Origin of the sequence: Paenibacillus sp. PvR133 (genome assembly GCF_017833155.1) — a bacterium.
GTDB classification, from domain to species: domain Bacteria; phylum Bacillota; class Bacilli; order Paenibacillales; family Paenibacillaceae; genus Paenibacillus; species Paenibacillus polymyxa_B.
This window is the reverse complement of sequence record NZ_JAFIBS010000001.1, coordinates 5,794,340-5,809,368: the sequence shown is the minus strand read 5'-3', so window position 1 is coordinate 5,809,368 and position 15,029 is coordinate 5,794,340. Positions and strand designations below refer to the sequence as shown.

The window sequence follows — 15,029 nt, the reverse complement described above, 5'->3', positions numbered from 1 at the left end:
TTCATTGGTTTTTTCATAAAACATTTGATAAAATATGAAAGATAGCAACGTCAGGATTGTAAAATCCGGAACCTGAGAATCACTGGAGGTGCGAAAGCGATGGGACCCACCAAGACAAAAGGTCGTCGTTTTCCTTTGCTGCCTTTAAGAGGGCTTCTGGTCTACCCGAGCATGGTTCTGCATCTCGATGTGGGCCGGGAAAAATCGGTCAAGGCTTTGGAAAAAGCGATGGTTGAAGACAATTTGATTCTCCTGTGTTCTCAATCAGAAGTAAATATTGAAGAACCCACACAAGAGGACATCTTTCGAGTCGGCACGGTAGCCAAGGTACGTCAGATGCTCAAGCTTCCTAATGGAACCATTCGAGTATTGGTGGAAGGGCTGGAACGCGCCGAGATTATTCAATATACGGACAATGAAGAATATTACGAGGTAATGGCGAAGGAGCTGCACGAGGCAGAAAACGTACAGCCTGAGACGGATGCGCTTATGCGCACTGTATTAACTCAGTTCGAGCATTATATCAACTTGTCCAAAAAGGTAACACCAGAGACTCTCGCTGCGGTATCCGATATTGAGGAGCCAGGACGGCTTGCAGACGTGATCACAAGTCACCTGACGCTCAAAATTAAGGAAAAGCAGGATATACTGGAGACGATCGACGTTACTCAGCGTCTGGAGAAGCTTCTGGATATTTTGAACAATGAGCGTGAAGTACTGGAGCTGGAACGTAAAATCAACCAGCGTGTGAAGAAGCAGATGGAAAAGACGCAGAAGGAGTATTATCTGCGTGAACAAATGAAGGCAATTCAGAAGGAACTTGGTGAGAAGGAAGGTCGCGCAGGAGAAGTTGAAGAACTACGCAACCAGCTAAGTGAACTGGAGTTGCCTGTTCCGGTGAAGGAGAAGGTTGAAAAGGAAATCGACCGTCTGGAAAAAATGCCAGCAAGCTCTGCCGAGGGTGGCGTCATCCGTAATTATGTTGATTGGTTGTTAAGCTTGCCATGGAACAAGTTTACCGATGATGATCTGGATATCGTCAAAGCTGAAGAGGTACTCAATAACGACCACTACGGACTGGATAAACCCAAGGAGCGTGTATTGGAGTATTTGGCTGTACGTAAGCTAGTGAAGACCATTAAGGGACCGATTCTGTGTCTTGTAGGTCCGCCAGGGGTCGGCAAGACCTCGTTGGCTCGTTCGATTGCCAAATCCATGGGTCGGGAATTTGTCCGCATCTCTCTCGGAGGTGTGCGGGATGAAGCGGAAATCCGTGGTCACCGCCGGACTTATGTTGGCGCGATGCCGGGGCGAATCATTCAAGGGATGAAGACCGCAGGAACGTCTAATCCGGTATTTTTGCTGGATGAGATTGATAAAATGGCTTCCGATTTTCGAGGGGATCCATCGGCGGCATTGCTTGAAGTGCTTGATCCTGAACAAAACAATACGTTCAGTGACCATTTTGTCGAGCTGCCGTTTGATCTGTCCAATGTGATGTTTGTAACGACAGCCAATGCTGCGCACAACATCCCGCGTCCGCTAATGGACCGCATGGAGACATTATATATTCCTGGCTACACCGAACTGGAGAAGCTGGAAATCGCCAATCGGTATTTATTGCCCAAGCAGAAGAGAGAGCATGGCTTGGACGAGGAACAACTGGTTATCGGGGAGGATACGCTACTGCGTGTCATTCGCGAATATACCCGTGAATCCGGTGTACGGAATCTTGAGCAGCAAATGGCTTCTCTGTGCCGCAAGGCGGCGAAGTCAGTTGTATCTGGTGGCGAAGGCCCGATTCAAATCACACCGGATAATCTGAAGGATTATCTGGGTATCGCTAAATTCCGTTACGGTGTTGCAGAACTGGAGGATCAGATCGGTACGGTTACAGGCTTGGCATGGACAGAGGTCGGTGGTGAAACACTGATGATTGAAGTGACGGTCGTACCTGGTAGCGGTAAACTGATTCTTACGGGTAAACTGGGAGACGTTATGAAGGAATCTGCACAGGCGGCATTCAGCTACACTCGTTCGAAAGCAGTTGATCTGGGCATTGAACTGGACTTTTATGAGAAAAATGATATCCACATTCATATTCCTGAGGGTGCGATTCCGAAGGATGGCCCATCTGCGGGAATTACTATTGCTACCGCATTAATTTCAGCTTTGACCAACCGTCATGTATCCAAAGATGTGGCTATGACGGGCGAAATTACTCTGCGCGGTCGTGTATTGCCAATTGGTGGTTTGAAAGAGAAGTCGCTGGCTGCCCACCGGGCAGGCTACAAAAAAATTCTGCTTCCCAAAGATAATGAACGGGATTTGAAGGATATTCCCGACAGTATCCGGCAGGATGTTGAATTTGTCCCCGTTGCCCATATGGATCAGGTGCTAAAGCATGCTTTGGTTGAGCAGGCAAGGGTACATTAGAGAGGAATTAAGGACACAATGAAAGTAACAAAAGCAGAATTTATAATAAGTGCGGTTGGCCCCGATCAGTTTCCTGTGGACGCTTTGCCAGAGATTGCTCTGGCGGGGCGCTCCAATGTAGGAAAGTCTTCACTGATTAATCGGTTGATTAACCGTAAGAATTTGGCGCGTACCAGTTCTACGCCAGGTAAAACCCAGCAACTCAATTATTACCGGATTAATGATGATCTTTATTTTGTCGATTTTCCCGGTTACGGTTACGCCAAAGTATCCAAAACGTCCCGCAAGGCTTGGGGGCAGATGATTGAGTCTTATTTGCTGGAGCGTGAGCCACTCAAACTGGTGCTTCAAATGGTAGATTTACGCCATCCGCCGTCCAAGGATGATATCATGATGTATGATTGGCTGCGTCATAATGGGCTTCCCGTATGTGTTGTAGGCACGAAGGCAGATAAAATCCCTAAAACGCGACGAGAAAAGCATTATAAAGTAATCAAGCAGGAACTCGGAATACTTCCCGGGGGATTGTTTATCCCCTTTTCATCCGAAGAAGGTATGGGCAAGGAAGAGCTGTGGTCTGTCATCTCCAGCTATATAGAGAATGACGACGAAGAGCAGACGGAATTGTAAGGCTAGGGACGTCCTTAAGGGCGTCCTTTTTTCATGATTCGGGCTTCGGAAAAATAAACTTATTAAAAGGGTAGGAATAATATATAATAACTAAAGGAACTCGTGGACTTTAAGCAGAAAAGTGAGTATATGGAGGATAATGCAGTCTCAACCCCATTATTTTCTGTTTTTTTCGATGTATGGCGGAAATTTATGATTGATGTGCAAGAAAAGCACTGTAGGTCTGATGTATAATGAAGCATAAAGCTTAAACTTATAGGTTCAGGAAAGAATTGAGGAGATTGGTATGGCTCAGCGGTTAGCCACAGAGTATGTTAAAACCACATTGACCTTGTCGGAAACTCAAATGGACGAATTTTTGCGGGCAGTGGATGATCCGCAGGTGCATTACCACATTAAAGTTCTGGATAACGGAAGTCAGGAAATCATTCTGGAGCATAGTGCGGGTGAGGAAGTTCATTTGTTTTTTGAAGCCAAAGAGGGAGCATTAGTGTGTGAATTGACTTGCCGCTTAATTCATCCGCAACTAACCCTATTTATACGCAAACTTTTTGTTCGTTTTAAGGGTGAAGGCATCGTTTACCGAATGTATCAAGGATTCACTATGGTGTATTTTTATAATGAAGGTACGGTTCGTAAAATTATGGAGAAGAATGCCGCAGGCTCTAAGCTGGTATTTGAATATAAAAATACGGTACAGGAACTGCAACAGCTTTTTCAGCATCAGAACGTCGAAAATGAAATATCAGACGTATATCATCTCATTAATTCGTTGCTTGACCAGCGGAATTTGGCGCGCACTTTCTCGGAGTTGGAACAGATTGACCACAAGCTTCGAATGAGTTGCTCGAAATTATTTGCACTGGAAGCTTAATAAGGCATGAATATATGGAATGAATCGTTATGCAGTGTAGTCCCTTTCTTTACCGAAAGGGGCTTTTTTATTCCAAAAAAATGATTGCATTTGCTGCACATAGATGTTATTTTTAATCTCGTTGAAAATGAATATAGGAACCAGGATTCACTCAGGACATTGAATGTTGCGAGAGGTTATTCCCTCGGGAAGTGAATGACGTAGGTCCTAGCGGATGAAATTTTTTCAAACATTTTATTCCTAGGAAGGGGGAACCGAAAGATGGAATTGGAGTACTCAACTTTCGGAAGACACGTTGCCGTAGATACTTGGGGTGTTGAGTTTGAATTGCTGAATGATGCGCAGCTTTTGGAGGCTCAATTAGTTGAAGCAGCTGAAGCTTGCGGAGCAACGGTGATGTCCGTTCAATCCAAGCAATTCGAACCACAGGGAGCTACCGTGCTTGTACTGTTGTCGGAGAGTCATCTCTCTATTCATACGTATCCTGAGAGAGGATTTGCCGCTATTGATTGTTATACTTGCGGTGAGACTGTCGATCCGCAGCTGGCTATTGATTACCTGGTATCCGTTCTAAAACCGAAAAAAACATATGCGAAGAAGCTGATTCGCGGCTTGGGAGAACTTCAGGTGGAATCACCGGAGTGTAAGCTGGCCGAGTTAGTGTAAATCGTTCTTTATGGAGCCATTTGTGCGTCCTATATTATAACCATGGAACATTTCCATGGTTATTTGTTTTAAAAGTGGTTTACACTAAATCAAATCATACAGAACGTGCTAGATGTTCATGAAAGCCATCCAATTTTCATAAACAATTCATAAAACAGCCGGAGGAGATTCGGACTTCTGTGATATAATTAACATAGTTTATGATAACAGTGGTTATTCTTATTACAGTTTAGGCAGGTGAATTTGCAATGCACATCGTCGTTGTTGGGTTGAATTATCGTACGGCGCCTGTGGAAGTCAGAGAGCGTTTTACATTTGCAGAACAAGATTTGCCAAAAGCGCTGGAACAACTCAAACTTACCAAAAGTGTGTTGGAAGGCGTAGTTGTCGCAACCTGCAATCGGACTGAAATATATGTTGTGGTGGACCGCCTTCACATGTGCGGTTATTTTATACGCAGTTTTATGGAGCAATGGTTTGGCATTCCGCGTGATCAATTTACACAACATTTATATATATATGAGGACGAGCAGGCGATTCGGCATTTGTTCCGTGTGACTTGTGGTCTTGATTCTATGGTAATCGGAGAAACACAAATTTTGGGACAGGTAAAGAACGCTTTTCTTCAGGCTCAATCCCAGAAAATTACGGCAACGTGGTTTAATATGTTGTTTAAGCAGGCCGTCACATTGGGCAAGCGTGCCCATTCGGAGACGTCTATTGGAGAAAGTGCCGTATCTGTCAGCTATGCAGCAGTTGAGCTGGGCAAACGGATTTTCGGGATGTTTACCGATAAAAAGGTACTGATTCTCGGTGCTGGTAAAATGAGCGAGCTTACTGTTAAGCATTTGTACAGCGGCGGAGCAGCCGAGGTTATTGTAGCAAACCGAACCTTGTCCCGTGCGGAAGACCTTGCCTCCAAGTTTCATGGAACGCCGGTTACGATGGAGGAAGGCATGAATCGGTTGGCGGATGTGGATATTGTTATTAGCTCGACAGGTGCCCAGGGTTATATTCTGGATCGGACTCGGGTTGAAGCAAGTATGAAACGTCGACAGTCCCGTCCTTTGTTTATGATTGATATTGCGGTTCCGCGTGATCTCGACCCGGCTATTGGTGAATTACAGAATGTTTTCCTGTACGATATTGATGATCTGGAAGGGATCGTGGAGAGCAATTTGGAAATGCGCCGTACCGAAGCTACAAAAATCGAGCATATGATCGAAGATGAGCTTAGCGAGTTTTATCAATGGTTGAAAACGATGGGAGTGCGTCCAGTGATTCGTGCATTACAGGAAAAAGCGGAGTCTGTACATCAGGATACGTTGGAAAGCTTGTTCAATAAGCTTCCCGAGCTGGATGAACGGCAACGCAAAGTGATTAGCCGCTTGACGAAGAGTATGCTGAATCAGATGATGCATGATCCGATCAATCGGGTAAAGGAACTGGCTGTCCAAAAGCAGGGAAATGAGGCCCTAGACATGTTTAGCCACATTTTTGCTCTGGAGGATCGTTTGGATGACGCCGCTCAGAAAGTAGATAAAAGCGATGCATCTGCGTTAATGAAACCGGAAGCCGGTGTTCATGAAAAGACCGTTCAGGCTCAGGCTTTGCCAGCGTCGTTTGCGCCGGCCAGCCTGTAAAGGTGGGTGAACAGACGTGGCTTCAGGCATGCTTATATATGATTCAATGATTTATGTTTTTGCCCTGAGCCTTCTGTTTGTATTCTCGGATGGGATTCGTCGCAATGCGAATGCTAAACGGACAGGTACAGGGCTTCTTGTTGTCGTTCTGGTGCTTCAGCTTGCTTATATGGGGATAAGAACCTGGAATGAAGGGCATCTTCCTATTTTCGTGACCTATGATTTTCTATTTCTGTTCTCAGTTATTTTGGTACTGATTTCTTTGATTCTGACACGTTATCAGCGATCCGAATTTGCGGTATTGCTGCTTAATATTATTAGTTTTGCAGTGCTAGTGCTCAACAATATATGGATGAAGCCTCTCGACAACCCGCTTGGAAATTGGCATACAGTGCATGGGCTGCTCCTGATTCATATTGCGCTGGCTAATCTTGGTTTTGTAGCAATGACGGTAGCGGCTGTATTTTCGGGGTTATATCTGTTTTTGCATCGTAAATTGAAAGTAAAGAAATGGAATGACACGATCAGGCGCCTGCCGAGTCTGGAAATGATGGATCGGTATACGCATATGGCGCTGTTGATTGGTACTCCTTTGCTGGGAGTGTCTATTGTAGTTGCCGTTATTTCTATTATTGCCGAGGAACGCTGGCGTCTCTTGCTCGATACCAAGGTGCTGATGACAGCGATTGCCTTGTGCGTGTATATTGTATTTTTAGTGAGCAAAAGATTGAATCAGCGTTCAGGGCTTGTGATGGCAAAGTGGGCATTGGTGGGCTACACGCTATTGATTCTTAATTTTTTGCTGAATTCCTGGTCTGTATTTCATCAGTGGACGGGAGAGTGAAAAGCCTTTTGCAGCATTTTGTCCCGATTTCGTTGAATTGTAAGAATAGGATCTGTTGTGTTGTAGGTGGCGGTAGGATTGCGGAACGAAAGGTAAAGGGGATGATGGAAAGTGGGGCATTCATTACCGTCATTAGCCCGAATATAACGCCGGATTTACAGGTTCTGGCGGATCACAAGCAGCTCCACTGGGTAAATCGCGTATATCGCGAGGGTGACCTCCAGGGAGCCTTTCTTGTATATGCGGCGACGAACCAGAGAGAAGTGAATTATGAGGTTGCGCATGAGGCCAGACAAAGGGGTATACTGGTAAATGTAGCGGATCGATCGGAAGATGGAGACTTTATAACGCCGGGTATCATTCGACGAGGAAGATTGACGATTAGTATTTCCACAGAAGGGGCTGGCCCTGCTGTGACCGCTGATATTACATCAGCTTTGGATACGTTGTTTGGTAGCGAATACGAGCCATATCTGGATTTCATGCACGATATGCGACAGATCATCAAACATAAGATAAGTTCTCCACAGCAAAGGACCAAACTACTGAGGCGCTTGGCGAGTAGCGGAATTTTGGATCAAATACGCCGTCATGAATTTATGGCTTGGACCGAAAAAGAAATAGACCTATGGATTGCGCAAAATCAGGAGGAATAACATGCGAACAATTGTGGTAGGCAGCAGACAGAGTGCGCTGGCGTTAACTCAGACCGGGCATGTCATTGAAGATTTGAACGCGCTGTGCGCGGAGCATGGAATGGATTTGCAATTTGTCGTGAAGAAAATCCTGACCAAGGGTGATCGAATATTGGATGTAACCTTGTCCAAAGTGGGTGGCAAAGGGCTTTTTGTCAAAGAAATTGAACAGGCCATGCTGGCTGGTGAGATTGATATGGCAGTACATAGTATGAAGGATATGCCTTCCGAATTACCGGAAGGGCTTGTCAACGGCGCTGTGCCGCGCCGTGAGGATCCACGTGATTGCCTGATCACATTGGGCGCCAAGAGCCTGGAGGATTTGCCTCAAGGGGCAAAGGTGGGCACGAGCAGCCTGCGCAGAGCCAGTCAAATCAAGTCCATGCGACCTGATCTACAATTGGAGCCTGTGCGTGGTAATATTGATTCCCGTCTGAAAAAGCTGGAGACGGAAGGTTTTGACGCTATCATTTTGGCGGCAGCAGGCTTGCATCGGATGGGCTGGAAAGAGCGAATTACGTCCTATATACCGGAAGAAGACTGTTTGCCGGCGGTTGGGCAGGGAGCGCTGGGTATTGAATGTCGTGCGAGCGACGAAGAGCTATTGGCCTTGCTGCGCCTTTACAACGACCGGGATACCTCAGCTACCGTTGCGGCAGAACGAACCTTTCTGGGCGTGTTAAATGGGGGATGTCAAGTGCCGATCGGGGCTCATGCGGTCTGGGCTGGTCAAGAAATCAGCCTCACGGGCATGGTAGGATCGCCAGATGGCGAGGTTATTTTGAAGGAAACGCTCCAGGGAAATGATCCGCAAAAGCTAGGAGAAGCGGTGGCGGCCAGTTTGATAGCCAAAGGAGCGGAACAGATTCTGGCGCAGGTGAGGGGATGATAGCATGGCAGGAAAAGTATATTTGGTAGGTGCAGGACCCGGAGACGCAAGATTAATTACGGTCAAGGGTTGGGAATGCATTCAATTGGGCGATGTCATTGTGTACGACAGACTGGCAAGCCCACGCCTCTTGGGACTGATGAAGCCAGGTGCCCAAAAAATATATGTCGGCAAGTTGCCAGATCGTCACACCATGAAGCAAGAGGAAATTAATCAGCTGCTGGTGGATTTGGCCTTGGAGGGCAAAACAGTTGTTCGTCTTAAAGGGGGAGACCCCACTATATTTGGACGAGTCGGCGAGGAAGCCGGGCTATTGCGTAAACACGGTATTTCCTATGAAATTATACCTGGCATCACATCAGCGATCAGTGTGCCCGCCTATGCGGGCATTCCAGTCACACACCGAGATATGGCCTCATCGCTTTCTATCATTACAGGTCATGAAAGTCCGGATAAACTCGACAAAAGTATTCATTGGGATAAAGTGACGAACGCAACGGGCACACTGATCTTTATGATGGGTGTAGCAAAGATCGGCTATATCAGTGAACAGCTCATAAAACACGGCAAGCCGTCAGATACTCCTGTTGCCTTGATCCGTTGGGGGACCCGCGCCGAGCAGGATACGCTGGTGGGTACGCTGGCGGATATTGAAGCTAAGGTGAAGGCCGCGAATTTTCAGCCTCCCGCCGTCATCGTTGTCGGAGAAGTGGTCAATCAACGTGAACAGTTAAAATGGGCTGAGGACATGCCTTTGTTTGGCAAGCGGATTTTAGTTACTCGCGCGCGTGCGCAGGCCAGCAGTCTGGTTCACCGGATTGAAGAGCTTGGTGGCGAGCCTTATGAATTTCCAGTTATTCAGACTGTCGCCCCTTCGGACGAGCCAACCAAACAGGAAATTAAAGAGGCATTTGCACGACTGCCTGAATATGATTGGGTGTTTTTTACCAGCGTTAATGGAGTGGAATACTTTTTCACGCACTTAAAGGAACAGGGCAAAGACGTACGCGCGTTGTTCAAAGCGCGTATTGCCGCAGTCGGACCGGCTACAGCAGCCGCGCTTCGGACGCACGGAATTGCAGCAGAACAGATCGAAGGCCCTTTTCAGGCAGAGGGCTTGCTCGAAGGGTTTGAGCAGGATTTGCAGGCAGGGCAGAATGTATTTCTCCCAAGGGGTGATCTAGCTCGGTCGTGGCTGCCAGAAAAGCTGAGGGAGATGGGCCTTCATGTGACCGAGGCTGATTTGTATCAAACGGTGCTGGCAGCCAACACACAGGATGACGAGCTCCTCAAGCTGCTTGAGGAACGTGCCATTCACGCGATTACGTTTACGAGTTCCTCAACCGTCACCTTTTTTCTGGAAGCGCTCAGACAAATGGGGATCCATGATCCGTTGTCGCTGCTGGAGGGAGTTACGATTGCTGTGATCGGTCCTTTGACCGGTGAGACAGCTACCCAAGCCGGTTTGACTGTGAGTTTTATGTCAGAGAAGGCAACCATTGAAAGTCTGATTCAATCGTTATGTGACTGGAAACGATCAAGTACTCTTATGACATTATAATTTTTTGTTTTTGCTAATGAATGTATAAAAAATGGAGGTTTGTATTCATGAGTGTTCCTTTTACTAGACATCGTCGTTTGCGCCAGTCAGCTGCAATCCGCAGTATGGTGCGTGAGACGGTATTGAATCCCGCTGATTTTATCCAACCGATTTACGTAACATTTGGCACTGGAGTGAAACAGGAAATTAGCTCTATGCCAGGTGTATACCGTTTTTCTCTGGATCGGCTGGAGGAAGAACTGAAAGAGATTAGTGAGCTTGGCATTCCCGCCGTGCTCCTGTTTGGCATACCGGAAACAAAAGACAGTGTAGGGACTTCGGCTTTTGTGGACGATGGTATTGTTCAGGAAGCAACTCGTTTGATCAAGTCTCGTTATCCCGAACTGCTGGTTGTGGCTGATACTTGTTTGTGTGAGTTTACGGACCATGGACACTGCGGTATGGTACACATGCATGAGCATGATGGTGAGGTATGCGGTGAAGTATTGAATGATGAATCTCTGGAGGTGCTGGTACGTACAGCCGTTTCTCAGGCCAGAGCTGGTGCGGATATTATCGCGCCATCTAATATGATGGACGGTTTTGTACAGGCGATTCGGCAGGGGCTGGATCTGGAAGGCTTTTCACATATTCCGATTATGTCGTATTCCGTCAAATATGCGTCTGCTTTTTATGGTCCTTTCCGGGAAGCTGCTGATTCTGCACCGCAGTTTGGTGACCGTAAATCCTATCAGATGGATCCTGCTAATGCACGTGAAGCATTGCGAGAAGCGGAATCTGATGTGCTGGAGGGTGCGGATATGCTGATGGTGAAGCCTTCTCTTTCTTACCTGGACGTGATGCGCACGATTAAGGATCAATTTGATCTGCCTATGGTGGCTTACAACGTTAGTGGTGAATATGCCATGGTCAAGGCAGCAGCTCTTCAAGGCTGGATTGATGAAAAAGCAATGGTGCTAGAGATTTTGACAAGCATGAAGCGTGCGGGTGCAGATATGATTATTACCTATTCGGCCAAGGATGCGGCAAGATGGTTGAAGCAATAAGTCTATTTTCAGAAGATAGGAGTGGTCAGATTGATCGATGAACAACGAACAGTGCGCAAGGATACGAACTCCAAAGTAGCCTTCGATGAGGCAAAACAATACATTCCGGGTGGCGTAAACAGCCCGGTACGGGCTTTTAAATCTGTTGGGATTACACCTGTTTATATCGACCATGGCGAAGGATCGCGCGTATATGATATTGATGGTCAATCCTATTTAGACTATGTATGTTCATGGGGACCGCTTATTATGGGGCATGCACATCCCGAAGTGGTTAAAGCTTTACAGGCTGCTGTTGTAAAAGGAACCAGCTTCGGCGCACCAACGTTGGCAGAAACTGAAATGGCCAAGCTCGTTTGTGAACGTGTTCCTTCCATGGATATTGTACGTATGGTTAACTCCGGAACTGAGGCGACTATGAGTGCGATTCGACTCGCACGCGGATTTACGAGCCGGAGTAAAATTCTTAAATTTGAGGGATCATATCACGGTCATGCGGACAGCTTGCTGATTAAAGCAGGCTCTGGTGTTGCGACCTTAGGCTTGCCCGATAGTCCGGGTGTACCTGAAGTCGTGGCCACCCATACAATCACCGTCCCTTATAATGATTTGGCTTCGGTGAAGCTAGCTTTTGAGAAATTTGGCGAAGAGATTGCCGCAATTATTGTCGAGCCAGTAGCAGGCAATATGGGCGTTGTACCGCCACAGCCTGGATTTTTGGAAGGTTTGCGTGAGGTAACCCAGCAGTACGGAAGTCTGCTGATTTTTGATGAAGTAATGACTGGATTCCGGGTTGGACTTCATTCGGCTCAAGGTCTCTTTGGTGTGACGCCGGATCTTACCTGTCTGGGTAAAGTGATTGGTGGTGGACTCCCTGTAGGTGCTTACGGCGGACGTCGCGATATTCTGGAGCAGATTGCTCCATCGGGACCAATATATCAAGCGGGTACGCTTAGCGGAAATCCGCTGGCTATGGCAGCAGGTTATTCGACACTTAAATTGCTGACGCCAGAAGTATACGATCGTCTGGAAGAGCGGGCAGCAAGGCTTCAAGCCGGATTCGAACGTAATGCGAGCGAGCTGGGTATCCCTGTCACGATCAATCGCGTGGGTTCTATGGTTTGTCCATTTTTTACAGAAGAAAAGGTTGTCAATTTTGACACAGCTAAAACGAGTAATCAGGACCACTTCCGCCGTTACTTTACTGAAATGGTGAATGAGGGAGTTAGTGTGGCACCATCTCAATTTGAGGGTATGTTTGTGTCGGGCGTGCATACGGCAGAGGATATTGATGCCACCATTGAGGCGAACTATCGCGCGCTCAAACGTCTATGAGCTGGCAAGGTGGCTGGAAAAGAAGAGGACCGTGGCTGGAAGTCACGCCAGGACGGGAAGTCGCAGACGGGGAAAAAAACAGCGCTGATGCTGTAGATCAGTGGTTGCTGAATCGTTTGGAATTACCGGAAAAGCTGTGGCGCAGACTGCGTCATGAAAAAGAGATTGAACTTACAGGGGACCGGCTGCGGCTGGCCCTTTTTCCTGTAATGAACCTTGGCATCACCCCTCGTTGGTATGATTTGAAGGTACTGTATGAAGATGATTTTTGCCTGGTAGTGCATAAACCAGCAGGTATGGCAGTACATCCGGACGGCGCTGTGCAGGATGGTCCGCTGACGTTGGATCATGCTGTCGCATCCTACTATGAGATGAATGGCATACATGCGGCGGTACGGCATGTACATCGTCTGGATGTGGATACGACGGGCCCAGTGCTATATGCCAAAAATGAATTTGCGTTGCTCAAGCTGGACGAGCAAATGAGAGCTAAGGATATCGGCCGCAGGTATGTAGCTTTGGTACGAGGGAAAGTACCTCCATCGCTGCGAACGTTGGATTGGCCGATTGGCAAGGACAGGCATCATAAGCAGCGCCGCCGTGTATCTCCGACTGGGCAGAAGGCGGTTACCCATATTGAACTTGGGGAAGTATGGGGAAGCGGTTCAAGTGCAGTGAGTCTCGTATATCTGACGCTGGAGACAGGCCGGACGCACCAGATTCGCGTACATCTTAGTCATGCTGGCTACCCGTTGCTTGGGGATGTATTATACGGGGGTCGGGCTACTGATTTTGGCAGGCAGGCGCTGCACGGAGAGCGTCTTACCTTCTGTCATCCGCTGAGTGGCGAAACAATTACGGTGGAGGATGCTTGGCCGGATGATTTTCAAAAGCTGCACAAACAGCTATAAAAGATGGCATGCCTTCTATTTTGGCGCATATACTTGAACCTAGAAACGGTTTGCAATATGGAGTTTCCGTGCGCCTGACCAGAAGTCAGAGGATGTGCGGAGACTGCCCAAAGGAGGATGCCATCCTTGAACAAACAACAGAATGATCAGCCGCAAGGCTTGCGTTTTGATATTTATGAACGCATTCATTTGACGGAGGAAGCTGCCGGGATTGCTGAGTTGGAGGAAATTGAGCTTCTGCCACGCATTCAGGTTGTAACCCACGGCGACCATGCCGCTTTGCGAGGGCATTTGCTGCTGGAGGGCGTGTACCGCACACCTGAACAGATTACGAGCGAGCTTCATCATTTGATCCCTGTGGAAATTACCATTCCGCTAAACCGCGTAGGGAGATTGGAAGATATCTCTGTCGAGATTGAAAATTTTGATGTGGACCTGCTCTCTTTACGTAGTCTAAACATTACAGGTGTTCTTTCTTTGCATGGCGTGGAAAGCTCGCACGCGGAGGAGACGGCGGTCTGGCTGGATGAGGAATTCACCGTAGTGCATGCACCTGAGCAACCGGTTCAATCCCATTCCGCCGATGGGGAGCATCGCCATGCAGAGGCCTATTCTACCAATGACTCGACCTCCGATTACGTTACAGACCCTGAAACCTCCTACAGAGTGCCAGCACAACAGGAGTCCGTTTCATGGGAACAGCTGTCTGAGGGCCAAGGAGAACAGAAGGCATCGTCGGAACAGCAAGCTTATGAGTCGGCAGTAGATCCTAACCGATTCTATGAGCCTTGGACGGGTAAAGCAGTTGAAGACAGCTCTCCAGAGGTCAAGCATGAGCATGGGTCTCCGGAAGTGTGGGGATTTCAGCAAGAGGAAGCATGGACAGGGGGGAATGAACCTAAAGTATCTTCCGCATCTCCCAATGCAGTATATGACCCTTTGTTGAATGAACCGCATCCTGCCACGGAGTCCGAGGTCTATCTGGAGCCACAGTTGGAGGAGAGTCAAGTAGATAACTTCGACTTCAGGCCTGAAGCGTCAGAACAGGTGAACCACGAGGCCCATGACACCTTTACTGAGGATAAGCCAGAGATGCGTGTGGCGCTTAACAGTAAAAAGGATGAAGGGGCAGACGAGCCAGACCCGGTTGTCTACTCATCATTGCTCCAATCCAGCCGTTCGGTGAAGGAAGCCGAATACCAGCAGCAATTGGAGCAGGAGCCGCAGGATCAGGACCAGAAAGCCGAAGAAGAACGGGAGAATGCCAAGTGGAAGAACCTTTTTTTTCATACACAAGATGAAACACCTTTTCGCAAGGTGCGCTTATGCATTGTACAGCGCGAGGATACACTGGAAACCATAGCTGACCGTTATCAGCTCAGCACACGTGAGCTTCAACTGTATAACAGATTGGCGGAGCATCATGTGGAAGAAGGACAGGTATTGTACATCCCTTGATCCGGTTGCTGAAAAATGCACAGCGGGTGTTGACTATAGTC

Annotated in this window: 13 protein-coding genes; all 13 read left to right on the top strand. The window is 47.6% G+C overall.

Annotated elements, in window-relative coordinates; genetic code table 11:
• The first annotated feature begins 99 nt into the window (after positions 1–99).
• The 13 genes from lon to JOE49_RS25345 all read left to right on the top strand — a co-directional run bounded on the left by lon (position 100) and on the right by JOE49_RS25345 (position 14,988).
• Positions 100–2,436 (top strand): endopeptidase La, encoded by a 2,337-nt coding sequence (gene lon, locus JOE49_RS25405; RefSeq protein WP_023989969.1) that lies wholly within the window; start codon positions 100–102, stop codon positions 2,434–2,436.
• Positions 2,437–2,454: 18 nt separating this feature from the next.
• Positions 2,455–3,066, top strand: coding sequence for a ribosome biogenesis GTP-binding protein YihA/YsxC (yihA, locus tag JOE49_RS25400; protein WP_013311619.1), 612 nt, complete (start codon positions 2,455–2,457; stop codon positions 3,064–3,066).
• A gap of 286 nt (positions 3,067–3,352) precedes the next feature.
• Positions 3,353–3,940: a non-ribosomal peptide synthetase module gene (locus JOE49_RS25395; protein WP_209943409.1), complete on the top strand. Its 588-nt coding sequence runs from the start codon at positions 3,353–3,355 to the stop codon at positions 3,938–3,940.
• Positions 3,941–4,207: 267 nt separating this feature from the next.
• Entirely contained in the window at positions 4,208–4,606 is a 399-nt protein-coding gene (gene speD / locus JOE49_RS25390) for an adenosylmethionine decarboxylase (protein ID WP_053326605.1), read from the top strand.
• Between the two features lie 248 nt (positions 4,607–4,854).
• Positions 4,855–6,249 (top strand): glutamyl-tRNA reductase, encoded by a 1,395-nt coding sequence (hemA, locus tag JOE49_RS25385; protein WP_013311616.1) that lies wholly within the window; start codon positions 4,855–4,857, stop codon positions 6,247–6,249.
• Positions 6,250–6,265: 16 nt separating this feature from the next.
• The gene (gene ccsA, locus JOE49_RS25380; RefSeq protein ID WP_023989966.1) at positions 6,266–7,093 is read left to right on the top strand and encodes a cytochrome c biogenesis protein CcsA; all 828 of its coding nucleotides are present in this window, start codon (positions 6,266–6,268) and stop codon (positions 7,091–7,093) included.
• A gap of 8 nt (positions 7,094–7,101) precedes the next feature.
• A complete protein-coding gene (locus JOE49_RS25375; RefSeq protein WP_028541572.1) occupies positions 7,102–7,749 on the top strand; it encodes a precorrin-2 dehydrogenase/sirohydrochlorin ferrochelatase family protein in 648 nt (215 codons plus the stop codon).
• Position 7,750: 1 nt separating this feature from the next.
• Positions 7,751–8,677, top strand: coding sequence for a hydroxymethylbilane synthase (gene hemC / locus JOE49_RS25370; RefSeq protein WP_025722717.1), 927 nt, complete (start codon positions 7,751–7,753; stop codon positions 8,675–8,677).
• A 4-nt stretch (positions 8,678–8,681) separates the two neighbouring features.
• On the top strand, positions 8,682–10,238 hold the full coding sequence (gene cobA / locus JOE49_RS25365) for a uroporphyrinogen-III C-methyltransferase (protein WP_023989963.1): 1,557 nt from the start codon (positions 8,682–8,684) through the stop codon (positions 10,236–10,238).
• Positions 10,239–10,285: 47 nt separating this feature from the next.
• Complete coding sequence (hemB, locus tag JOE49_RS25360) at positions 10,286–11,284, top strand: porphobilinogen synthase (protein ID WP_028541574.1); 999 nt, start codon at positions 10,286–10,288, stop codon at positions 11,282–11,284.
• Between the two features lie 30 nt (positions 11,285–11,314).
• The gene (hemL, locus tag JOE49_RS25355) at positions 11,315–12,619 is read left to right on the top strand and encodes a glutamate-1-semialdehyde 2,1-aminomutase (protein ID WP_160789356.1); all 1,305 of its coding nucleotides are present in this window, start codon (positions 11,315–11,317) and stop codon (positions 12,617–12,619) included.
• Positions 12,616–13,530: an RluA family pseudouridine synthase gene (locus tag JOE49_RS25350; protein WP_209943407.1), complete on the top strand. Its 915-nt coding sequence runs from the start codon at positions 12,616–12,618 to the stop codon at positions 13,528–13,530. The genes hemL and JOE49_RS25350 overlap by 4 nt, the downstream gene beginning before the upstream one ends.
• A 126-nt stretch (positions 13,531–13,656) precedes the next feature.
• Positions 13,657–14,988 (top strand): LysM peptidoglycan-binding domain-containing protein, encoded by a 1,332-nt coding sequence (locus JOE49_RS25345; RefSeq protein ID WP_160790499.1) that lies wholly within the window; start codon positions 13,657–13,659, stop codon positions 14,986–14,988.
• Positions 14,989–15,029 lie beyond the last annotated feature (41 nt).

Excerpts from the sequence above, each read along its gene's own strand:
- lon (WP_023989969.1), top strand. The coding sequence starts at position 100 with ATGGGACCCACCAAGACAAAAGGTCGTCGTTTTCCTTTGCTGCCTTTA.
- yihA (WP_013311619.1), top strand. The coding sequence starts at position 2,455 with ATGAAAGTAACAAAAGCAGAATTTATAATAAGTGCGGTTGGCCCCGAT.
- JOE49_RS25395 (WP_209943409.1), top strand. The coding sequence starts at position 3,353 with ATGGCTCAGCGGTTAGCCACAGAGTATGTTAAAACCACATTGACCTTG.
- hemA (WP_013311616.1), top strand. The coding sequence starts at position 4,855 with ATGCACATCGTCGTTGTTGGGTTGAATTATCGTACGGCGCCTGTGGAA.
- hemC (WP_025722717.1), top strand. The coding sequence starts at position 7,751 with ATGCGAACAATTGTGGTAGGCAGCAGACAGAGTGCGCTGGCGTTAACT.
- cobA (WP_023989963.1), top strand. The coding sequence starts at position 8,682 with ATGGCAGGAAAAGTATATTTGGTAGGTGCAGGACCCGGAGACGCAAGA.
- hemB (WP_028541574.1), top strand. The coding sequence starts at position 10,286 with ATGAGTGTTCCTTTTACTAGACATCGTCGTTTGCGCCAGTCAGCTGCA.
- JOE49_RS25350 (WP_209943407.1), top strand. The coding sequence starts at position 12,616 with ATGAGCTGGCAAGGTGGCTGGAAAAGAAGAGGACCGTGGCTGGAAGTC.